The sequence below is a fragment of the Pseudomonas mendocina genome (assembly GCA_037482215.1).
In the GTDB taxonomy this organism is placed as follows: Bacteria; Pseudomonadota; Gammaproteobacteria; order Pseudomonadales; family Pseudomonadaceae; genus Aquipseudomonas; species Aquipseudomonas mendocina_E.
In genome coordinates this window covers 4,166,179-4,188,018 of the sequence record CP148074.1, presented here as the reverse complement: position 1 = coordinate 4,188,018, position 21,840 = coordinate 4,166,179, and the positions used below count along the sequence as shown (strand labels likewise).

Below are 21,840 nucleotides of genomic sequence, written 5' to 3'. Positions count from 1 at the left end.
CAACTTAAGCTTCCTCTTATTCAAAGTTGAGGAAATTCCTACAGGTCGCCGCTGTGTAGCCAAGCCCGCAAGGAGATACTTATGGGACAGCGAACAGCACTCTATAACTTGCATATTGTTATGGGTGCGAAGATGGTCGACTTCGGCGGTTGGGATATGCCGTTGCACTATGGGTCGCAAGTTGAGGAGCACCATCAAGTCCGCCGTGATTGCGGCGTATTTGACGTCTCCCATATGACCGTTGTGGATGTCACCGGCGCTCAGGCCAAAGCCTATTTGCAAAACTTGTTAGCCAATGATGTCGCAAAGCTGCAGGAACCTGGCAAGGCGCTCTACAGCGCCATGCTTAACGAGCAGGGCGGGGTCATTGATGATCTGATCGTTTACCTGACCGATTTTGGCTACCGCCTGGTGGTTAATGCCTCCACGCGGGAGAAAGACCTGGCCTGGATGCGCTTGCACAGCGTTGATTTTGATGTGGAGCTGCGTGAGCGTCGTGACTTGGCCATTCTGGCTATTCAAGGCCCCCATGCGCGGGTCAAAACAGTTGAGCTGTTAACGCAGACCCAATCCGCGCTGATTCAGTCCCTCAATCCGTTCGAAGGTCGCTCCGATGGCGAGTGGTTTATCGCCCGTACCGGCTACACCGGCGAAGATGGTTTGGAAATCATGCTGCCCGCGACAGAGGTTGAAGATTTCTTCAACGAACTGGTTGGGGCGGGCATTCCTACCATCGGTCTTGGCGCTCGGGACACGCTGCGCCTTGAAGCGGGTATGAACCTCTACGGACAGGACATGGATGAGCGGGTCACGCCGCTGCAATCGAATATGGCCTGGACGATTGCTTGGGAGCCTCAGGAGCGCACCTTTATTGGTCGCGATGCTCTGTTGAAACAGAAAGAGGCCGGTGTCGACAGCAAGCTTGTAGGCTTGGTGTTGGAGGAGCGCGGTGTGCTGCGCGCCCATCAAGTGGTACGGATTGATGGGGTTGGCGAAGGTGAAATCACCAGTGGCAGTTTTTCGCCTACGCTTGGTAAAGCGATTGCATTGGCGCGCGTGCCGGTTGGAACCTGCGACCGTGCTGAAGTGGAAATTCGCGGCAAGTGGTTCCCGGTACGTGTGGTGAAGCCTACATTTGTCCGTCATGGCAAGACGCTGATTTGACTTATAACGCCTAGCCAGTGGCGTAATGGCGTGCATTAATGACATGCTTCGACAGTGCCTTCGTCACAGTTGTGTTCTGAGGTGCTGCAAAGGCTACGGCCTGTTTAATTTCCATGACGGCGCCGTGGCCGTCTGCAAGATAAGGAGCGACACATGAGCAATATTCCAGCCGACCTGCGTTACGCCGCCAGCCATGAGTGGGCGCGCCTTGAAGCTGATGGCAGCGTTACTGTTGGTATTTCCGATCATGCTCAGGAAGCGCTGGGCGATGTGGTGTTCATTGAGCTGCCAGAGGTCGGTAAAACCCTGAATGCTGGCCAGGAAGCCGGTGTTGTGGAGTCGGTTAAAGCCGCATCTGACATCTACGCGCCTGTGAGTGGTGAGGTTATCGCCATCAACGAAACCCTGGCCGACAGCCCGGAGAGCGTAAACAGCGATCCTTACGCCAGCTGGTTCTTCAAGCTGAAGCCGACTGATGCCAGCGAGCTGGACAAGCTGCTGGATGCAGCAGGCTACAAAGCCGCTGCTGACGAGTGATCTGAGATCACAGACAAAGCCCTGCATAGCAGGGCTTTGTTGTTTATGGGCGTGGGCCAGACGTTAATCGGGCTTACAGCCTTTGCGGGGCAGACTTTCAAAGGCGCGTTTGATCAGCAGGGCACTGCGCTCACTTTGAAGAATGCCGGCGTGGCTATCATCCAGCAGATATAACCGATCGGCTTCATCCTGCGCTGGCGGGTACAGCTCGCTGGCCAGCGGTACCGCGCCATCGTTCGGCTGGGGCAATAATTGTCGGTTGCCACCGTAACTGATCAGTTGCCACTGGCGGATATGCTCCGGCAAACGCTGAGAAAACAGCCGCTGCAAGAACGGGCTGCCAGGGGACAAGTCGCGCCACAGGGGAATATCCAGCGGCACATCATGCACCCCCGCCGCTGCCATCGGATGCCCCGCCCACGGTGTAGACAGGGTGACGAACAGGCAGAGCGACTGGTTGTACTCATCACTCAGCTGTTGCAACGCCCTGCGCGCCACCAAACCGCCCATGCTGTGTGCGATCACGTGCAGGCGTTTAGGTTTATGGCGCAATTGCAGGTCACGGATGGCCATGCTCAGCATGTAGGCGTTGTTATCCAGCGGCAGTCCCCCCGGATAATGGAACAGCACCGGTTGGAAGCGTGCACGGTCCAGTTTATCTGCCAACCAGGCCCAATCCTTGGGAGATGAATTGATGCCGTGCACCATGATTACGGGCTCTTTCTGCTCATCCCAGGGCGCCAGCAAATACAGCCCATAGCCCAGCTCGTTGATAAAACTGACGGGCTCCCAGGTACCTTTGCGGGTGTTTAGTGCATCAAAGCGCTGGTCGTCCAGGCTGACTGTTTGCAGGTAGTTGCGCTGGAAGCGAGGGTGCTCCTGATAGACCTCTTCCAAGCTGAGGTCCAGTTGAGGTGCTGCCCCTAATGCCTCCGCGGGCAAGTTGAGTTCATTGAGGTGGCCAAGCTGTCTGCGCTCTGCATCTGACGGTTGTACGGTGAGTGGTGTTCTTTTGGCTTCGGTGATCCATTGGCGGGGCTCATCGGTATCAATCACGAAGTTGTTGTTGCGGTCATCAAAGGCCAGCAGCTGATAAGCGCCGGGTGGCGTGATGAAATAGAACACCTCGTCTGGCGAGGCGATGCGGTAGGCGATCAGTTTGTTATCGGCATCCAGCAGGGCGACCAGCGCGCTGCGGTGGTCAACGCTGTTCTGCAATTGACCGCTGACTAGCACGAGGTGCTGGTGGGCCTGCTGCATTTCCCGGTCGAGCTTAACCAAGCTGCACCCGCTGCTGATCAGAAGTGTTGCGTACAGCAGCAGGTGTTTGAGGTTCATGCTTGGGCTCTGACGCGGCAGGCTGTTATTCCGGGATGACCTTAAGCAACACGCCATCCTGACCAATGACTTTCACATTCTGGCCTGCAGCAGCATCGGTCCCGGTCACCAGCCACAAGGTATCGCCCGCCTTGATCTTGCCGCGACCATCGATGATGGCCTCATGCAGCACAAAGGTTCGGCCGATCAGTTCACTGCCGCGTTGGTTCAGGCCTGGTTGAGCGCTGGTGCTGACAGACTTCCGCTGGCGCTGCCACCAGAAAACGGCGGTGATGATGGCGATCAGACCAAACAGGCTGAACTGCGCCTCCCAGCTCAGGTCAGGGAACACAAAACTCAGCAGGCTGGTGCAGGCGGCTGCCAAGCCAATCCAGAGCAGGTAACCGCCTGCACCGAACACCTCCAGAATCAGCAGTAAGATGCCGAGTCCGAGCCAGTCCCAGTACGTCAGCTGTTGCAGGTAGCTGAGCATGGCTTAGCCCTTTTTGTCATTGAAGGTGGCTTTGACGATTTCGCCAATGCCGCCAACCGCGCCGATTACCTGACTGGCTTCCAGCGGCATCAGGATGACTTTGCTGTTGTTGGCCGAGGCCAGTTGGCCCAGCGCTTCCACGTATTTTTGCGCGACAAAGTAATTGACCGCCTGCACGTTGCCGCTGGCGATTGCCTCGGACACTACGCGGGTGGCCTCCGCTTCTGCTTGGGCGGCGCGTTCGCGGGCCTCGGCTTCAAGGAAGGCGGCCTGCCGCTGCCCCTCGGCTTTGAGGATGTCACCCTGTTTCTGCCCTTCGGCAGTCAGAATGGCGGCAGCCCGCAGGCCCTCAGCCTCAAGAATCTGCGCCCGTTTAATTCGTTCGGCTTTCATCTGCCCGGACATGGCTGCCATCAGGTCATCGGGTGGGCTGATGTCCTTGATCTCAATCCGGGTGATCTTGATGCCCCATGGCGCAGTCGCTTCGTCCACGGTTTTCAGCAGGCGCTCGTTAATGGCGTCACGCTGGCCGAGCATGGCATCCAGTTCCATTGAGCCCAGCACGGTACGGATATTGGTCATCACCAGATTCCGAATCGCATGTTCGAGATCATTCACTTCATAGGCGGCCTGAGCCGTATTAATGATCTGGAAGAAGCAGATGGCATCAATCTGCACGGTGGCGTTGTCGGCGGTGATGACTTCTTGTGGTGGAATATCCAGCACGTTTTCCATCACGTTGAGCTTGCGGCCGATGCGGTCCATCACCGGGACGATGATGTTCAGGCCCGGTTTAAGCGTATTGGTGTAGCGGCCAAAGCGTTCCACGGTCCATTCATAGCCTTGCGGCACGACCTTGAAGCCCATGAGGACGATGACCACAGCGAGCACAACAAAAAGTGAAATAACACTTCCGACTTCCATTCAACTGACTCCCTAGCTGGTGTTTATTAGCGATTGTCCACGCGGACTATACCCATAATTGCAGCCGGCCAGATGCCGAAAGGCTTGCAATCACTGATGTCCTGAGTGGCTGGGCCTGCGCAGGAGGCATTAGTGCCGGCCGGCATCCAGTGCGCTGATCAGTTGCTGATCCCGTTCATAAATGTCTGGGTAGTAAGTCAGGGCGCCGTCGTTGTTGGCTTCAGTTGTCCAATAGGCCATTAGCAAGACCGCGGGATCTTGCAGGCGGTATTGCTGGGTCTTGCCGCTCTCAATGCGCGACTTTACGTCTTCCAGTTCTGTTGGGCTGAGCAGCCAACTGAGCAGGGTGTCCACCGCTTCGACACGGACGCAGCCGGAACTAAAGGCGCGGGGGGCCTTGCTGAACAGGCTCTGGCTGGGGGTGTCGTGAAGGTACACCGAGAAGGGATTATCAAAGCGGAAGGCCATCCGCCCCAGCGGATTGCGCGTGCCAGCAGCCTGGCGCAGCATGATGTTGCCGGGGTTTTCCCAGTCTACCAATGCCGGATCAAGGGTTTCTCCGTTGCGGTCCAACACAGTCAGGTCATGCCGTGAAAGGTAGCTAATGTCGTCGCGGATGGCGGGAAGTTTGTCGTTGCGCAGGATGGTCGGTGGCACTGTCCAAGTGGGGTTCAGAGTCAGCCTGTTCAGGCGGGATAGCAACAGCGGCGTCTGCCGGTCATTACGGCCAACTTGTGTGCGCGTACGCCAAACAATCTGGTCGCCCTGAACGATTTGCAGTTCACTGGCAGGGATATTGATCACCACTTTGCTGATGCTCAAATCGTCGGCCAGCCAGCGCAGTCGTTCCAGATTGGCCCGCAGTTGATCAAGACGCTGCCGCGCCGGGACGTTAAGTTCGCGCACGCTGGCTGGGCCCAGCACCCCGTCTGGGTTCAGGCCGTGAGCACTCTGGAAATGTTCAAGTGCCTGTTGGGTGGCGCTGTCGTAAAGGCTGCCGGGTTGTTCTTCGGTGACTGACAGGTAGCCTTCAGCTTCAAGGCGGGCGCGCAGCGTCGGCAGGCGCTCGTCCGTACCGTTGGCCCTGAGCAGTTTACCGCTGGCAAGAGTAGGCCAATCGCGTACTGGCAATTGGCGCTGAATGGCGTAGGCTTTGCGCAGGCTTAAGTAGCGTGTGCTTGACGGGCGAGCTGCCGCGAAGGCACGGGCCGGCTCGGCAAGATGCAGAATAGCCAGCGATACCGTGGCCAGTCCGGTGTCGGTGGGTGGCAGGCTGGGTGTACGCCACAGGCTTTCGGCTTTGGTGATCTTGATGCGGCCGCCACGCAGGTGCTGTAAAGCCTGGAGGTAGCCGTGAGTGGTGAGGATTTCCGCACAGTCCGGGTGAGCGGTGGCGTGCTGGCTGAGCAGTGGTTGAGGGTAGTCCGCAGGGTTGAGGCCATCGTCGGCCAACTGACTTAGCTGTTCCTTCAGCTGGTTCAGTTGGTTGTCATTAACCCAGGCAGGCTGACCTTCACGTAGTTGGTAAAAGGCCTGCAACTGTGCCAATGCCGCTTCGTTCAGGCTGGCAGGCAAGGGGCTGCATTGTGCGGCTAGATGGGAAAGCAACGGGCGCAGATCGTTGGGGGCGGCAAACTGTGTCGCTTCAGCATTCGCGACCAGCGGAGAAATAGAAGCCGTTAACGTTAGGTAAAATGCTGTAATTTTAAACAATTTGGCACTCCGATCCTTGGCTGTCTGCCGTGATTGCCAATAGGGTAGGCTGATCCAGTATAGACGGGCTAGTCCACTATCGGATTGTTGTGCACTCGCGCTCCCCAACGTAGGGATTTTTTGTATGTATTCTCGTTTACTCCGCATCGTTTTAGCGGGTTTGCTGGGGTTTTCCACGCCTTTGTTGGCCGCCGGTAATGACGCATTGCAGCGGGATCTCTCCCGTATTGCCCCAGGGCTCAATCAGCAGGCGCTGCGCCACGCACTGGCTGCGATGCAGTGTGCTGTGAATAACGGTGCGGGTCCTGCTCGCCGTTTAGCTGTGATTGATTATTCACGCCCCTCAACGGAGCGGCGCCTGTGGATCTTTGATCTACAGCGTAAGCGTCTCGTGTTACGGGATTTTGTAGCCCATGGGCGGCAGTCTGGAGAAAACTTCGCTCAGAGCTTCTCCAATCGTCTCAACAGTAACCAGACCAGCCTCGGCCTGTTCCGCACCGCTGAGAGTTACAGCGGCAAGCATGGCTATTCATTGCGGATGGATGGGCTGGAGCCAGGGCTGAATGATCTGGCCCGGGAGAGGGCGATTGTCATTCACGGTGCTGACTACGTTAGCCCGAATCTTGTCCGTAGCCAGGGGCGAATTGGCCGCAGTCTAGGTTGTCCGGCGGTTAGGCCTGAGGTCGCGCGGATGGTGGTTGATCAGCTTAAAGGTGGGCAGTTCTTGTTTGCCTGGCACAATGATCCACGCTGGCTACAAGGATCGGACTACCTGAACTGCAAGCCGCAGCGTGTGGCGCAGGTCATCTCTAAGCTGGGCGGTGTACAGCGCTGGCACGCCGGGATTTCGCAGCGCTGATCAGCGCTGCTCGCTCTGCGGCGTAACCCGCAACACTTCCTCGATGGTGGTCAGGCCACTGGCGATTTTCTGTGCGCCGGATAAGCGCAGACTGCGCATGCCATCCTTGAAGGCGTGACGGCGCAGCGCAACTAGGTCTGTGTCGGCTGTGATCAGTGGCTTGATTGCGTCATTCAGCAGCATGATTTCGTAAACACCCACGCGGCCACGGTAACCGGTGTCGCGGCACTCCAAACAGCCGACGGCACGGTGGGCTTGAGTCGGCAGTGGGGCATTCCAGGGCTTGGTCAGGTTCTGCCAGTCTTCTTCGTCCAGCGAATGCGGCTCTTTGCAGTGCGGGCAGAGTGTGCGCACCAAGCGTTGGGCCATAACCCCAAGCAATGTGGCCTTGAGCAGGTAATGCGGTACGCCGAGTTCCAGCAAGCGCGTTATGGCGCTTGGTGCATCGTTGGTGTGCAGGGTCGACAGTACCAGGTGACCAGTGAGTGCCGCCTGAATGGCCATCTCGGCGGTTTCCAGATCGCGGATCTCACCGATCATGATGATGTCCGGGTCCTGACGCATCAGGGCGCGTACGCCGCTGGCAAAAGTCAGGTCGATGTTGCTCTGCACCTGCATCTGGTTGAAGGAGCCCTCGATCATTTCGATCGGGTCTTCAATGGTGCAGACGTTGACCTCGGAGGTCGCCAGCTGCTTGAGCGTGGTGTACAGCGTGGTGGTTTTACCTGAACCAGTGGGGCCCGTGACCAGAATGATGCCGTTGGGCTGGCAGGTCATGCTTTGCCAGCGCTTCATATCATCGGCGGAGAACCCCAGCTGATCAAAGCTCTTAAGCAGCACTTCGGGGTCGAAAATCCGCATCACCATCTTTTCGCCGAAAGCGGTCGGCAAGGTGGAAAGGCGCAGTTCGACTTCGTTGCCGTCCGGTGTTTTGGTTTTGACCCGGCCGTCCTGCGGCTTGCGCTTTTCCGCGACGTTCATGCGGCCCAGGCTTTTCAGACGGCTGACAACGGCGAGGGTGACCTGTGGCGGGAACTGATAAACCGTGTGCAGCACCCCGTCGATACGGAAGCGCACGCTGCCTTGTTCCCGCCGAGGCTCAATGTGGATATCACTGGCGCGCTGCTGAAAGGCGTATTGGAACAACCAGTCGACGATATTGACGATATGGGCGTCGTTAGCGTCCGGTTCCTGATCCTGTGCACCAAGGTTGAGCAGCTGCTCAAAGTTGCTGACGCCGCTGATCTTCATGTCGGCAGCAGATGCGCCGCTGACGGAGCGGGCCAGACGGTAGAACTCGACGGTAAAGCGCTGAATGTCAGTTGGGTTGGCGATCACGCGTTTGATCGGGCGTTTCAGCACATGCACCAGATCCTGTTCCCACGCCCGTACATTGGGCTGGCAGGTGGCGATGGTGACGCTGTCCCGGTCTACTGCCACGGCAAGAATCTTGTGGCGTTGAGCAAAGGCGTAGGACATCAGTGGTGTGACGGCCGCGACATCAATTTTCAGTGGGTCGATGCGCAGGTACGGTTGGCCGCAGGACTCAGCCAGCCAATAGGTCAGGCACTCCAAGTCCAGCTTTTTGCCGGGGTGCTTGAGATCATCCAGTTGCTGGGCGGCGAGAAACTCCAGCGGGTGCTGCTGGTTATTGACCGCGCTGCGGCGGATAGCCAGACAATGTTCGGCAGTGTCCTGAAGGGTTCTGCCTTGGGCGACCAACTCACGTAACACGTCGCCCAGATCAAGCTGGCGATCCTGAGTAGACGGCGCGAGTGTGGACATGGGGCTCCTTAAGTCGCCAATGGCTGTGGCAGATCAGGCAGCCGACTGAAGCCGGCTTTTATGGAATAGGCTCAATCTTGCACAGCCGTCAGGCTCCACTGCAAGCCCTGGAGTGATCAGGGCTTTTGCAGGGTTTTCACGCCTTCTGCAGTGCCAAGCAACAGCAGGTCTGCCGGGCGGGCAGCAAACAGACCATTGGTCACCACGCCAACGATGGCGTTGATCTGGGTTTCCAGCTCAACCGGATTAACGATGGACATGTTGTGCACATCGAGAATGACGTTGCCGTTGTCGGTGATCACACCTTCACGGTAGACCGGGTCGCCGCCCAGTTTAACCAGCTGGCGGGCTACGTGGCTGCGGGCCATTGGGATCACTTCAACCGGCAACGGGAAGTTGCCCAGTACCGGAACCAACTTGCTGGCGTCGGCGATGCAGATGAATGTCTTGGCCACCGCTGCAACGATCTTCTCGCGGGTCAGGGCTGCGCCACCGCCTTTGATCAGGTTCAGGTGTTCGTCGCTTTCGTCAGCGCCGTCAACGTAGAACTCCAGGTCGCTGACGCTGTTCAGTTCATACACGGGGATGCCGTGACCTTTCAGGCGCGCAGCGGTCGCTTCAGAGCTGGCGACGGCACCATCGAACTCCATCTTGTGTTTAGCCAGTGCATCAATGAAGAAGTTAGCGGTGGAGCCGGTACCGACGCCAATCACACTCTTTGCGTCGAGGTGGGGAAGAATATAGTCGACGGCAGCCTGAGCAACGGCTTGCTTGAGTTGATCCTGGTTCATCATCTGGCCTGGCGAAAAGAGAAGGGAAAGTTTGAATTATACCTCCGTTGTTCACTCTTCGTGGTTTTCAGAGGGAAATCCCTGTGTCTCTTATGGTCGCACCCGCTAAGCGTGGAGTAGACTTCCGGACTCCCTGTACTACACCTGCGATCCCGCCATGCTTGAAGAATATGTGAAGAACATCCTCACCTCCCGCGTCTATGACGTGGCGGTGGAAACCCCTCTGCAACCTGCTAATCAACTTTCTGAACGACTGGGCAACCAAATTCTGCTCAAGCGTGAAGATCTGCAGCCGGTGTTCTCGTTCAAGATTCGTGGCGCCTACAACAAGCTCGCTCAGCTGTCTGCTGAAGAACAGGCTCGCGGCGTGGTTACCGCTTCGGCTGGTAACCATGCTCAAGGGCTGGCTTTGGCCGCGAAGAAATTGGGTGTTAAAGCCACCATCGTGATGCCGAAGACCACCCCGGAAATTAAGGTGCACGGCGTGCGCTCCCGTGGCGGCAAGGTTGTGCTGCACGGTGACAGCTTCCCTGAGGCGCTGGCCTACTCCCTCAAGCTGGTGGATGAAAAAGGCTACATCTATATCCACCCGTACGATGACCCGCACACCATTGCGGGGCAGGGCACCATTGCTATGGAAATCCTGCGTCAGCAGCAGGGGCAGATTGACGCGATTTTTGTCCCCGTGGGCGGCGGCGGATTGATTGCGGGGATTGCGGCGTATGTGAAATACCTGCGCCCAGAGATCAAGGTGATCGGCGTTGAGCCGGATGACTCTAACTGCCTGCAAGCTGCGCTGGCAGCCGGTGAGCGCGTGGTGCTGCCGCAGGTGGGGCTGTTTGCAGATGGTGTGGCCGTGGCACAAATTGGTGAGCACACCTTCAATATCTGCAAAGAATGCGTCGACGAGGTCATTACCGTCAGCACCGATGAAATTTGTGCGGCGATCAAGGATATCTACGACGACACTCGCTCCATCACCGAGCCGGCAGGTGCGCTGAGTGTGGCGGGAATCAAGCGCTACGTGCAGCGTGAAGGGTGCACTAAACAGGTTTTGGTGGGTATCGACTCTGGAGCCAACATCAACTTTGACCGCCTGCGCCACGTTGCTGAGCGTGCAGAGCTGGGTGAGCAGCGCGAAGCCATTATCGCTGTCACCATTCCGGAGCATCCGGGCAGCTTCAAGAGCTTCTGCGAGGCACTGGGTAAGCGCCAAATCACCGAGTTTAACTACCGTTTCCATGAGAATGGTTCGGCGCACATCTTTGTTGGCGTGCAGACCCATCCTGAGAACGATCCGCGCGGGGCATTGGTCAAAGGTCTTCAAGACAAGGGCTTCCCGGTGCTGGATCTGACCGAGAACGAGCTGGCCAAGCTGCATATCCGCCACATGGTGGGTGGGCATGCGGCAGCCGTGCCTGATGAGTGTGTTTACCGCTTTGAGTTTCCAGAGCGTCCGGGGGCGCTGTTCAACTTCTTGCAGAAGCTGGGCGGTCGCTGGAATATCTCTATGTTCCACTACCGTAACCATGGCGCTGCCGATGGTCGTGTGGTGGCGGGGCTTCAGGTGCCGCACGAGGAGCGTCATCTGTTACCGGCTGCGCTGGATGCGATCGGGTACCCGTACTGGGATGAAAGCGATAACCCAGCGTATAAACTATTCCTTGGCTAACCCTGATAACTGACAGGAACCTTGTAATGGAACACTACCAACTGCTGAAAATTGCCCACAGTGCTCCGGGCATGTTGCTGTTGCTGGGCCTGATTGCCCATGCATTCATGCTGTGGAAGGCTTCGCGCAATGGCGACAGTGCCGTGTTGCAGCGCAAGCTCAAGCGTACTCGTCTGATTAGTCTGCCGGTGTTTGCGCTGCTGGCGCTGAGCCTGCCGGTCAGCGGTTGGTGGATGGTCAACCTGGCAGGCTTCCCGCTGGGGCAGACCTGGCTGCTGGGTAGCAGCATTCTGTTCGCGGTGCTGGTGATTGTCGGTTTGCTGCTGAGCGGACGTCTGAATGCTTGGCAGACGCTGGGTGATACGCCTGCACCTGCTGGTTTGAAGCGCCTAAGCCTGATTTATGCAGTGCTGTTGGCTGTCTTGCTGATTGCCATAATGGGCCTGATGGCCGCCAAACCGCTGTGAATAGCTGCTCATATAAAAGCGCCGCCTGATCAGGGCGGCGTTTTTATTTGTCTGTCTTCAATTGGCCGGGATGGCTTTATTGCGTGCCTCAGACCATTGGTGGATAAGCTGCTTTGCAGCCTTATGCCACCCTACAGTACGTGTGATTTTGTAGGGTGATGTAAGGCCGCAGGCTTACCGACCATTGGCCCGCTGCAGTTACCTAAAAAGCGGCATGTCCACGTCCGTGTAAGCGCCACCAGTCCAGTAGGGTGGATGGACGAAGCCATCCACCAATGGATTCAGTGCCGCAGGGCCTTATCAGCCGAATGGCTTAGTCGCGCAGGGAGATGATCTTCCAGCCACGCTGTTGCGCTTCGGCGAGCAGCTTGGCGTCCGGGTCCACGGCGAACGGGTGAGTCACTTGCTCCAGCAGGGGCAGGTCGTTGATCGAATCGCTGTAGAAATAGCTGTCTTGCAGGCTGTAGCCGGTCTCATCGAGCCAGCGTTGCAGGCGCACGACTTTACCGCCCTGGAAGCAGGGAATGTCAGTGGTACGGCCGGTGTAGCGGCCATTCTGCATTTCGCATTCGGTTGCAAGCAGATGGTCAACGCCCAAGCGTTCAGCAATCGGGCCAGTGACGAAACGGTTGGTGGCGGTGATGATTACCAGCTTGTCGCCAGCAGCACGGTGCTCAGCCAGCAAAGCTTCGCCTTTGGCGAGGATAATGGGCTCAATGCGGTCGCGCATGAACTCCTGGTGCCACTGTGCCAGCTGCTCCATATCGGTGCGGCCGAGCAGCTCAAGGCTGAAGTTCAGGTATTCGGCAATGTTCAGCGTGCCAGCCAGGTACGCCTCATAAAACTGATCGTTACGTGCTTTATGAGCTGCGCGATCCAGAATGCCGCGCTCACACATGTAATCACCCCATGCGTGGTCGCTGTCGCCGCCCAGCAGGGTATTGTCCAGATCAAATAAAGCCAAACGCACAGAACACCTACTCATAAAGGATAAATGAAGGGCGTCAGGATAGCCGCTTTTACAGGTCATTCCCATTACAGGGCAGCACTTGCATTGCTGCTGTGAGGACCTTTATGGAACAATGCCGGAACATGCGTTTACGAGGTTTGGCGCCGTGATCGATTCTGATGGCTTTCGTCCGAATGTCGGCATCATTCTGACCAATGATGTTGGCCAGGTGCTGTGGGCGCGGCGCATCAATCAGGATGCCTGGCAGTTCCCACAAGGTGGTATCAACGACAACGAGACACCCGAACAGGCGTTGTACCGTGAGTTGAATGAAGAAGTGGGGCTGGAAGAGCAAGACGTGGAAATTCTTGCCTGCACCCGTGGCTGGCTGCGTTATCGTTTGCCCCAAAGACTGGTGCGTACCCACAGTCAGCCTCTGTGTATCGGCCAAAAACAGAAGTGGTTTTTGTTGCGCCTGACTGGCGCCGAAGACCGGGTCCGGATGGATCTGACCGGCAAGCCGGAATTTGATGGCTGGCGCTGGGTCAGTTACTGGTACCCGTTGGGACAAGTCGTAACATTCAAGCGCGAGGTTTACCGTCGCGCCCTCAAGGAACTCGCTCCGCGCCTGATGGTGCGGGACTGATACAGGCCAAAGCCCATAATGCTCAATACGCTGCGCAAGATTGTCCAGGAAGTAAACGCCGCTAAGGACCTTAAGACGGCGTTGGGCATTATTGTGCAAAGGGTTCGTGCCGCCATGGGCACCCAAGTGTGCTCTGTATACCTGCTTGACCCGGAGTCTCAGCGCTTTGTGTTGATGGCGACCGAAGGCTTGAATAAGCGAGCCATCGGTAAGGTCAGCATGGCGCCCAATGAAGGCTTGGTGGGGCTGGTCGGTACCCGTGAAGAGCCGCTTAACCTTGAACATGCCTCCGAACACCCGCGTTATCGCTACTTTGCTGAAACGGGCGAAGAGCGTTATGCCTCTTTTCTTGGTGCTCCGATCATTCACCACCGCCGTGTGATGGGAGTCCTTGTTGTACAGCAGAAAGAGCGCCGCCAGTTCGACGAAGGTGAAGAAGCCTTCCTCGTCACCATGAGTGCCCAGCTCGCCGGGGTTATTGCTCACGCCGAAGCAACGGGTTCTATCCGGGGCTTGGGGCGTCAGGGCAAGGGTATCCAGGAAGCGAAGTTTGTGGGTGTTCCGGGCTCGCCCGGTGCTGCTGTGGGTACCGCTGTGGTGGTGCTGCCGCCAGCTGATCTGGACGTTGTGCCAGACAAGCAGGTGGACGACGTAGACGCTGAGTTAAAGCTGTTCAGTGATGCGCTTGAGAGTGTTCGCGACGATATGCGCTCACTTTCGCAGAAGATGGCTGCGCAATTGCGCCCTGAAGAACGCGCATTGTTCGATGTTTATCTGATGATGCTGGAAGATGCCGCCCTCGGTAACGAGGTGGTCAAAGTCATCCGCACTGGGCAGTGGGCGCAAGGTGCGTTGCGCCAGGTGGTCAAGGAGCACGTCAATCGCTTTGAGCTGATGGACGACGCCTATCTGCGTGAGCGCGCCAGCGATGTACGGGATCTGGGGCGTCGTTTGCTGGCCTATCTCCAGAAGGCTCATAAGCAAGCTTTGGTGTACCCGGATAACTGCATTCTGGTCAGTGAGGAACTGTCGCCTTCTATGTTGGGCGAGGTACCGGAAGGCAAACTGGTAGGTCTGGTTTCGGTACAGGGTTCTGGCAACTCGCACGTAGCGATCTTCGCTCGGGCCATGGGTATCCCCACCGTTATGGGGGTGGTAGATCTGCCGTACTCCAAGGTGGATGGCATTCAACTGATTGTTGATGGCTACCACGGTGAGGTGTACACCAACCCCAGCGAGATCATGCGCAAGCAGTACGCTGAGGTGGTGGAAGAAGAACGTCAGCTGGCACGTGGCCTTGATGCGCTGCGGGCTCTGCCGTGTGAGACCCCTGATGGCCACCGCATGCCGTTGTGGGTCAATACCGGCCTGCTGGCTGATGTCAGGCGTGCTCAGGAGCGTGGTGCGGAAGGTGTTGGTCTGTACCGTACCGAAGTGCCGTTCATGGGCAAAGAGCGCTTCCCCAGCGAGAAAGAGCAGCTGGCGATTTATCGCGAGCAGTTAGAGGCGTTCCATCCGTTGCCAGTGACCATGCGCAGCTTGGACATTGGTGGTGACAAGGCGCTCAGCTATTTCCCGATTAAAGAAGAAAACCCGTTCTTAGGGTGGCGCGGCATCCGCGTAACCCTGGATCACCCGGAGATTTTCCTGGTGCAGGCTCGGGCTATGCTCAAGGCCAGTGAAGGGTTAAATAATCTGCGTATTCTGCTGCCGATGATTTCCGGAATTCAGGAGCTGGAAGAAGCCCTGCATCTGATTCATCGTGCTTGGGGCGAGGTGCGTGATGAGGGCACGGATGTGCCGTTGCCGCCCATCGGGGTGATGATTGAAGTTCCTGCTGCGGTTTACCAGATCCACGAGTTGGCACGGCAGGTGGACTTCTTATCAGTCGGCTCCAATGACCTGACTCAGTATCTGCTGGCCGTGGATCGCAACAACCCACGGGTGGCGGATTTGTACGACTTCCTCCACCCTGCGGTGTTGCAGGCGCTGTGCAAGATTGTTGAGGGTGGGCATGCCGAAGGTAAGCCGGTGACCATTTGCGGTGAAATGGCGGGTGATCCGGCTTGTGCACTTTTGTTGATGGCAATGGGCTTTGATGGTCTGTCGATGAACGCCACCAACTTGCCCAAAGTGAAATGGTTGCTGCGCCAGGTGTCCATGGAAAAGGCTAAAGAACTGCTGGCTCAGGCCATGTCCATCGACAACCCGCAGGTGATCCGCAGTACCTTGCAACTGGCCCTGCGTAAGCTTGGGCTAGAACGCATCATTAATCCGGCTTCGGATATTCAGGGCTGATCGAATCAGCCCTGTAGCGGGTACTCAATCCGCACTTCTCCCAGGAACACTCCATCCGGCCCATAGCTGCGCTCGTGCATAATTCGGCTGCCGTCGGCGTGGGCCGTAAGCACCGTGCTGGCTCGGGTGCCATAGCCGGTGCTGGCGATAAACACGCTGGACAGCATGCGCTCCATTTCCAGACTAATGCCAGTCTGAGGCAGTTCCTCATCGGCGGCGCGCTGTGAGTCGTTCAGCAGGTTGAAAAGTGCGATTGGGTCTGACGTTGGCAGAGCGTTTTTGAGGGCCCGTTTGGCGCGTTCAAGTTTTGGCCAAGGAGTGTTCAAATCCGCGTTAGAAACACCATAAACACCCGCTTTTAGGCGGTTGATCACGGCGCTTTTGGAGTTAAAGTGCCAAAGCTCATTTTGGTCGCCTACCAGCAGGTTGAAGCCACCGTACAGTTGATGCTGTTCAGCTACTTCGTGCAGATACTGCTCTGGTGTGTGCGAGCCCCTGAGAAACTCGACAGGTAAGTCGCCTCTGGATCGTTCCCCTTGGGGCAAGCTGAGGTCGCGGATATTCGTCAGGGCCGCGAAGCGCCCCTCAGGACCAAGGCCCAGCCAAGTACCGCCTGCTTGAAGGTCGCGGCCCGCGATGATGCCCGGCGCATCAGGCCATGGGGCGGCGGCTAAGCAGGGGCGGGGGAAAAATTCATCACGGTTAGCGGCGAGGATCAGCGGCTGCGAATGCCCGGGCTGCCAGGCGAAAACAATCAGGCACATCAGTTATCTGCTCACTTGGGCTTAATACGGCACTCAGGGTCTAGAGCATGCATGATCTGAGCACCGAAGTGCACGCCTTTACGTCATACAAGGTGGGTCGTACATCTGCTGGAAGTGGAGCGCGCGGGGGCGATCCGTTACCATGCCGCATCACATGTGGGGGTGGTTATGGAACTGTTGATGTATTTACTGCTGGGGGCTGCTGCAGGGACTCTGGCCGGATTGTTTGGTGTGGGCGGCGGTATCATCATCGTTCCTGTACTGGTTCTGAGTTTTACCGCCCAGGGTGTCCCTACAGAGGTGCTGACTCACCTAGCAGTGGGCACGTCGTTGGCCACTATCATCTTTACGTCGATCAACTCTGTACTTGAGCACCATCGCAAAGGTGCGGTTCTCTGGCCGGTTTTCGTCTGGATGACCATCGGGATTTTGCTGGGTGCAGGTGTCGGTGCGGCCACCGCTGCGGCGATCAAAGGGCCGATGTTGCAGAAGATTATTGGTGTCTTCGCCATCATTATTGCCATACAGATGGCGCTGGAGCTGAAACCCAAAGCCACTCGTGATGTCCCAGGCAAGCCGGGATTAATTGCGGCAGGTGGGGTAATCGGTTGGGCATCCGCCATTTTCGGTATCGGGGGTGGTTCGTTAACCGTGCCTTTCCTTAGCTGGCGCAGCGTGCCCATGCAGAAGGCCGTTGCAACCTCCGCCGCCTGCGGCCTACCCATTGCGATTGCCAGTGCGCTGAGTTTTGTCTGGCTGGGCTGGGGTAGAGCTGAGTTGCCGGAGTGGAGTCTGGGCTTTGTGTATTTGCCTGCTCTGGTCGGCATTGCTATCCCCAGTATGTTTTTTGCGCGCTTTGGTGCACGTCTGGCGCACAAGTTGTCGCCGCGCTTGCTCAAGCGTTTGTTTGCGTTGCTCCTGTTCAGCGTGGGCCTGAGCTTCCTGATTTGAGGAATTGAAATGCTGCCTTATCCACAGATCGACCCCGTAGCGGTATCGCTGGGGCCTCTGCAAATTCACTGGTACGGCCTGATGTACCTAGTTGGTATCGGCGGAGCCTGGTTGCTGGCGTCTCGCCGACTGGCTCGCTTTGACCCGACCTGGAATAAGGAAAAACTGTCCGATCTGGTTTTCTGGGTTGCCTTGGGGGTGATTCTGGGTGGCCGTTTAGGCTATGTGCTGTTCTACGATTTGGCGGCGTATATTGCCGAGCCTGCTAAGGTCTTCCGCATCTGGGAAGGCGGCATGTCGTTTCACGGCGGCTTGATCGGTGTGCTGCTGGCGTCCTGGTTGTTTGCTAAGCGCAACAACAAGGGCTTCTTCGAATTGATGGACTTTATCGCCCCTTTGGTGCCGATTGGTCTGGGTGCAGGGCGCATCGGAAACTTTATCAATGGCGAGTTGTGGGGCAAGGTCAGTGATGTGCCTTGGGCCATGGTATTCCCCACTGGCGGGCCGCTGGCGCGACATCCCTCGCAGCTGTACCAGTTCGCACTGGAAGGCGTCGCGCTGTTCCTGATCCTCTGGATCTACTCGCGTAAGTCTCGTCCGACCATGGCGGTATCCGGTGTGTTTGCCCTGTGCTATGGCGTCTTCCGTTTTATCGTTGAGTTTGTCCGGGTACCGGACGCTCAGCTTGGTTACTTGGCCTTCAACTGGCTGACCATGGGGCAGGTGCTGTGCTTGCCAATGATCGTCGGCGGCATCGGCCTGATTATGTACGCCTATCGCAAAAATGCTTACGCCCAAGGAGTCGCGTAATGAAACAGTATCTCGACTTGATGCGCCTGGTGCGTGATACCGGCACATTCAAGAGCGATCGCACAGGTACTGGCACTTACAGCGTGTTTGCCCATCAGATGCGTTTCAACCTGGCGGATGGTTTTCCGCTGGTGACTACCAAGAAGTGCCACCTGAAGTCCATCATTCATGAGCTGCTGTGGTTCCTGAAGGGCGATACCAACATCAAATACCTGAAGGAAAACGGCGTCCGCATCTGGGACGAATGGGCTGATGAGAACGGTGATCTGGGCCCGGTCTATGGCTATCAGTGGCGCAGCTGGCCTGCACCGAATGGTGAGTCGATCGATCAGATCAGCAAACTGATCCACATGATCAAGACCAACCCCGATTCACGTCGCCTGATTGTCTCTGCGTGGAACCCGGCGCTGGTCGACCAGATGGCGCTGCCGCCATGCCATGCTCTGTTCCAGTTTTATGTGGCGGACGGCAAGCTGAGCTGCCAGCTGTACCAGCGCTCCGCGGATATCTTCCTTGGCGTGCCGTTCAATATTGCCAGTTACGCATTGCTGACTCTAATGGTGGCGCAGGTGTGTGGTCTGCAACCGGGCGATTTCATCTGGACCGGTGGAGACTGCCACCTGTACGCCAACCATATCGAGCAGGCTGACCTGCAATTGAGCCGCGAGCCGCTGCCGTTGCCGACCATGAAGCTGAACCCAGACGTCAAAGAGCTGCTGGACTTCCGCTTTGAGGACTTCGAGCTGGTGGGCTACGAGGCCCATCCGCACATTGCCGCGCCTGTGGCAGTCTGATTTTCGCTGGAATTGAAAAGGGCGGAATCGCTAAGCGGTTCCGCCCTTTTTGTTTGTGTGGCGGGATGTTCGGTTGTTACCGGGTGTAGGGGCGACTTTAGTCGCGAATCATGGCGTTGCAGGTTTTCGCGGCTGAAGCCGCTCCTACGGGCTATTCGGTTGTCAGGGTTACGCTGAGTTGCTCCAGCAGCACCTGGCGCTCGCTGTTTTGCAGCTGAGAGCCGGGGTTGAGGGATGACCACTCGGGGTGGGCGCGGGCTTTGTTGAGGGCGTCTGGCAGTTTACCTTCGCGCCAGTTTTGCTCCTGCGGCATGTCCACCTTGATCGTCTCGTAGGCCGCATGACCCCGAGCCTCCAGGGCTTGTAGCAACTGCTGTTGGCGCACGGCCAACAGGCGTAGCACAGCATCGTCTACGGTCAGCTCACGCTGGCCTTTGAGTTTGCCTTTCAAGCGTGATCCGTAGTTGCGCAGGGTTTGCGCACTGCCGCCGATGATGGCCCCCAGCGCTGCGGCTGCACCCAGGGTGACGCCCCCCACAAGCAAGTCGATACCGACACCGGTGGCCGCCCCTGCGGCCATGCCGCCGCCCACTTTGATACCGAGTTGCTTGAGGGTTTCGGGGTTGAACAGGTCATCGCCCCAGCGCCCATCCAGCAGGGGTAGTTCACCGGCTTTGGCGTCGTCGCGGCGGAAGGCGTAGAGGCGCAGCAGGGCTTCGACGCAGTGTTGTTCACGCTTGCGAATGCTTTGGTGCAACTCGCTGATTGCGCTGCGCTCCTGTGAGTCGTCTGTGCTCACGCTGCGGCGGAAGGCAGCCACGTCCATTAGCAGCTCAGCAATCAGGCGGGCGCCACTGTCGCGGCGCATCTGCCGCTGAGCCTGGTGATCGTCGATCAGTCGTTGCAGCTGTGGCCGGGCCTTTTCCAAGAGCAGGGCGAGGCTGTCGTAGAGTCGTCGCTCACCATCCATGGGCGGTGCCACGCTGTCGAAGCCGACCAGTGCATGCAGGCCGAGTCGGGCCAGGGCTTCACGCCATTCTTGCTCACGGTGCTGGTGGCCGCTGACAAAGTTCAGCACGGGCAATAGCGGACGGCCACACATAGCCAATACGGCCAACTCGTCTCGGTACTTAGCCAGCACCGGCTCCCGTGCATCAATCACGTATAGACCGGCGTCGGAAGTCAGCAGCTGGCGCAGCACTTTCGCTTCCTGCTCAAAACGCTGCCGCGCTTCGCTGCCAGCTAAGAAACGCTCCAGCCGCGCTGGGCCATCCAGGCGTTCTCCGGGGCGATCCAGTTGTTCCAGATAGTCGAGCAGGGCGATGGCGTCCTCAAGGCCGGGTGTGTCGTACAGCTCCAGAAGCGCTTGGCCTTCGACCGATAAGCGAGCGCCCTCCACATGGCGGGTAGTGCTGGGGCGATGGGACACTTCGCCGAAGCCGACATCCCGAGTCAGGGTGCGCAGCAGTGAGGTTTTGCCGACGTTGGTGTGGCCGACCACGGCCAGTTTCAGGGCTTCAGTCATGGCCGGACTCCAACCAGGTGAGCGGTGCGCTGTCACTATGGCGCAAACCGAGCTGATCCAGTGCCTGATGCCAGTCACCCAGGCGCTGGCTGTCGAGGGCTTCCCCTGGCGGTGGTTGCAGCAGCCAGACTCGGGTAGCTGCGGCGTTGCGGGCCAGTTCTCCGATCAGGGCGAGGCTGCCGCGATCCGGCGAGCGGCGTGGGTCACAGGTGATCAGCAGGCGTTGTGCCGGGAAGCGGCTGAGCTGCTCCAGTAACTGGCGACGTTGTTCGCGGGTGTCTATCACGCCCGCATCGCTAATGCCTTGTGGCAGCGCTGGAGGCCATGGGCGTTGCGGGTCCAGTTCGATGGCGACCAGTACCGCGCCGTCACTGTTCAGCCCTGTCTGCCCGGCTTGAGGTTGGTACAACTGGCCGGGGTCTGCGTCGCATACTCCTAGACGCTCGCTGCTCGGTTGCAGGCGCTCACGTAAGAGGCTGTAACCGGGTTGGCTGAGGTCCAGTTCCAACTTCGCGGTGCCCCGCGACCAGCGCCATAGGCACAGCAGGCTGAGTAGCAGGCGGGGGAGTAGGCCATAGATGATGAGTACACCGACCAGCCAGTGCGCCCAGATTTGCCGGGCGCCCTCGTTGGCCAGTGGATTATCGCCACTGGCGCGGATTAATTCGGCGTCTGGCAGGGTAAAACCAAGCAGGGCCGGTAATTGGCCGATGGTTTGGGTCAGGGTGATAAAGGTTTCGCTGCTGAGCAGAGTGCTTTCCCAGACAAAACCATAGCGTCGGGTGGCCAGCAGAATCAGTAACGTGATCAGTGCAGACAGCGAGGTTGCCAGCCAGAAACCGTGCGTCAGTAAGCCGACGCCCCAGCGGGTGAGTCGTTGCCGTTGCAGGAGCAGCATCAGCGCTGGGGCCAGTTGTGCTGCTTGGGCATCGCGGGCAAGTTTTTCGCTCAGCCAGAGCCACAGGCGGCCGAGAGCGCCTGTGCTGTCCCGCACCAAAAGTCCCAGTAGCCACAACAGCAGCATGAGCCAGTTTAGGCCGAGTAAGCTGCCGAGCGCCCAGAACACGTTAACCGGGCGCTGGCCGTCACCTAGCGCGGCAACTGCAAGGCCGCTGCCAGCGATCACCGCCAAGACAAGCAGCAACACCCCGGCCAGGCGGGCGCCTTGTAGCCAGTGTGCCAGGCCCTGGCTTTGTCCATCGCGCTCGGCCAAAAACAGGGCGCGGGTCTGAATCCGTTGGCTGAGGTTGCCGCCCTGCGCTTGGGCGCGTCGGTTGGCTTCACTGTCCTCCAGCAGACCTGCGTGCTCTTCACGCAGGCGAATGGTTTCACTGAGCCAGAGGGCGTTCAGACCGGAGAAGGGGCGGTGGCTCAAATGACC

At 58.0% G+C, this 21,840-nt stretch carries 20 protein-coding genes; 10 read left to right on the top strand and 10 right to left on the bottom strand.

Translation table 11 applies throughout. The features are described from left to right. Positions 1-81 precede the first annotated feature (81 nt). Positions 82-1,164: a glycine cleavage system aminomethyltransferase GcvT gene (gene gcvT / locus WG219_19410; protein ID WXL25439.1), complete on the top strand. Its 1,083-nt coding sequence runs from the start codon at positions 82-84 to the stop codon at positions 1,162-1,164. A gap of 153 nt (positions 1,165-1,317) precedes the next feature. Further along, positions 1,318-1,701: a glycine cleavage system protein GcvH gene (gene gcvH / locus WG219_19405; GenBank protein ID WXL25438.1), complete on the top strand. Its 384-nt coding sequence runs from the start codon at positions 1,318-1,320 to the stop codon at positions 1,699-1,701. Positions 1,702-1,764: 63 nt separating this feature from the next. Here the strand turns inward: gcvH and WG219_19400 are convergent, their stop codons facing one another. The 4 genes from WG219_19400 to WG219_19385 form a co-directional block, all read right to left on the bottom strand. After that, complete coding sequence (locus WG219_19400; GenBank protein WXL25437.1) at positions 1,765-3,039, bottom strand: alpha/beta hydrolase; 1,275 nt, start codon at positions 3,037-3,039, stop codon at positions 1,765-1,767. Between the two features lie 25 nt (positions 3,040-3,064). After that, on the bottom strand, positions 3,065-3,511 hold the full coding sequence (locus WG219_19395) for an NfeD family protein (GenBank protein WXL25436.1): 447 nt from the start codon (positions 3,509-3,511) through the stop codon (positions 3,065-3,067). Between the two features lie 3 nt (positions 3,512-3,514). Then, entirely contained in the window at positions 3,515-4,435 is a 921-nt protein-coding gene (locus tag WG219_19390) for an SPFH domain-containing protein (protein WXL25435.1), read from the bottom strand. A gap of 129 nt (positions 4,436-4,564) precedes the next feature. Next, positions 4,565-6,148 (bottom strand): L,D-transpeptidase family protein, encoded by a 1,584-nt coding sequence (locus tag WG219_19385; GenBank protein ID WXL25434.1) that lies wholly within the window; start codon positions 6,146-6,148, stop codon positions 4,565-4,567. Between the two features lie 124 nt (positions 6,149-6,272). Here WG219_19385 and WG219_19380 point away from each other — a divergent pair, with 124 nt between their 5' ends. Then, complete coding sequence (locus WG219_19380) at positions 6,273-7,007, top strand: murein L,D-transpeptidase catalytic domain family protein (protein ID WXL25433.1); 735 nt, start codon at positions 6,273-6,275, stop codon at positions 7,005-7,007. On the opposite strand, the gene WG219_19375 is transcribed toward WG219_19380, so the two are convergent. Continuing rightward, complete coding sequence (locus WG219_19375; protein ID WXL25432.1) at positions 7,008-8,792, bottom strand: GspE/PulE family protein; 1,785 nt, start codon at positions 8,790-8,792, stop codon at positions 7,008-7,010. Positions 8,793-8,908: 116 nt separating this feature from the next. Next, positions 8,909-9,583: a ribose-5-phosphate isomerase RpiA gene (rpiA, locus tag WG219_19370; GenBank protein WXL25431.1), complete on the bottom strand. Its 675-nt coding sequence runs from the start codon at positions 9,581-9,583 to the stop codon at positions 8,909-8,911. Positions 9,584-9,740: 157 nt separating this feature from the next. On the opposite strand from rpiA, the gene ilvA reads away from it, so the two are divergent. Further along, complete coding sequence (gene ilvA / locus WG219_19365) at positions 9,741-11,255, top strand: threonine ammonia-lyase, biosynthetic (GenBank protein WXL25430.1); 1,515 nt, start codon at positions 9,741-9,743, stop codon at positions 11,253-11,255. 26 nt (positions 11,256-11,281) lie between these two features. Continuing rightward, complete coding sequence (locus WG219_19360) at positions 11,282-11,722, top strand: DUF2269 domain-containing protein (GenBank protein WXL25429.1); 441 nt, start codon at positions 11,282-11,284, stop codon at positions 11,720-11,722. 313 nt (positions 11,723-12,035) lie between these two features. Here the strand turns inward: WG219_19360 and WG219_19355 are convergent, their stop codons facing one another. Then, a complete protein-coding gene (locus tag WG219_19355) occupies positions 12,036-12,692 on the bottom strand; it encodes an HAD family hydrolase (GenBank protein WXL25428.1) in 657 nt (218 codons plus the stop codon). Positions 12,693-12,837: 145 nt separating this feature from the next. Between WG219_19355 and WG219_19350 the strand changes: the two genes are divergently transcribed. Further along, a complete protein-coding gene (locus tag WG219_19350; GenBank protein ID WXL25427.1) occupies positions 12,838-13,317 on the top strand; it encodes an RNA pyrophosphohydrolase in 480 nt (159 codons plus the stop codon). Positions 13,318-13,335: 18 nt separating this feature from the next. Further along, a complete protein-coding gene (gene ptsP, locus WG219_19345; GenBank protein WXL25426.1) occupies positions 13,336-15,615 on the top strand; it encodes a phosphoenolpyruvate--protein phosphotransferase in 2,280 nt (759 codons plus the stop codon). A 5-nt stretch (positions 15,616-15,620) separates the two neighbouring features. Here the strand turns inward: ptsP and WG219_19340 are convergent, their stop codons facing one another. Then, entirely contained in the window at positions 15,621-16,379 is a 759-nt protein-coding gene (locus WG219_19340) for an NRDE family protein (protein ID WXL25425.1), read from the bottom strand. Positions 16,380-16,547: 168 nt separating this feature from the next. Between WG219_19340 and WG219_19335 the strand changes: the two genes are divergently transcribed. Genes WG219_19335 through WG219_19325 form a run of 3 tightly spaced genes read left to right on the top strand, consistent with a single transcriptional unit; the run spans position 16,548 to position 18,934 of the window. Next, the gene (locus tag WG219_19335; protein WXL25424.1) at positions 16,548-17,330 is read left to right on the top strand and encodes a sulfite exporter TauE/SafE family protein; all 783 of its coding nucleotides are present in this window, start codon (positions 16,548-16,550) and stop codon (positions 17,328-17,330) included. 9 nt (positions 17,331-17,339) lie between these two features. Next, positions 17,340-18,140 carry a prolipoprotein diacylglyceryl transferase gene (gene lgt / locus WG219_19330; GenBank protein WXL25423.1) on the top strand — a complete coding sequence of 267 codons (801 nt, stop codon included), beginning with the start codon at positions 17,340-17,342 and terminating at the stop codon, positions 18,138-18,140. Then, on the top strand, positions 18,140-18,934 hold the full coding sequence (locus WG219_19325) for a thymidylate synthase (GenBank protein WXL25422.1): 795 nt from the start codon (positions 18,140-18,142) through the stop codon (positions 18,932-18,934). Before lgt ends, WG219_19325 begins: the two co-directional genes overlap by 1 nt. Positions 18,935-19,085: 151 nt before the next feature. Here WG219_19325 and WG219_19320 read toward each other — a convergent pair whose 3' ends face one another. Further along, positions 19,086-20,459, bottom strand: coding sequence for a GTPase/DUF3482 domain-containing protein (locus tag WG219_19320; GenBank protein ID WXL25421.1), 1,374 nt, complete (start codon positions 20,457-20,459; stop codon positions 19,086-19,088). After that, positions 20,452-21,834 (bottom strand): DUF2868 domain-containing protein, encoded by a 1,383-nt coding sequence (locus WG219_19315; protein ID WXL25420.1) that lies wholly within the window; start codon positions 21,832-21,834, stop codon positions 20,452-20,454. Before WG219_19315 ends, WG219_19320 begins: the two co-directional genes overlap by 8 nt. Positions 21,835-21,840 lie beyond the last annotated feature (6 nt).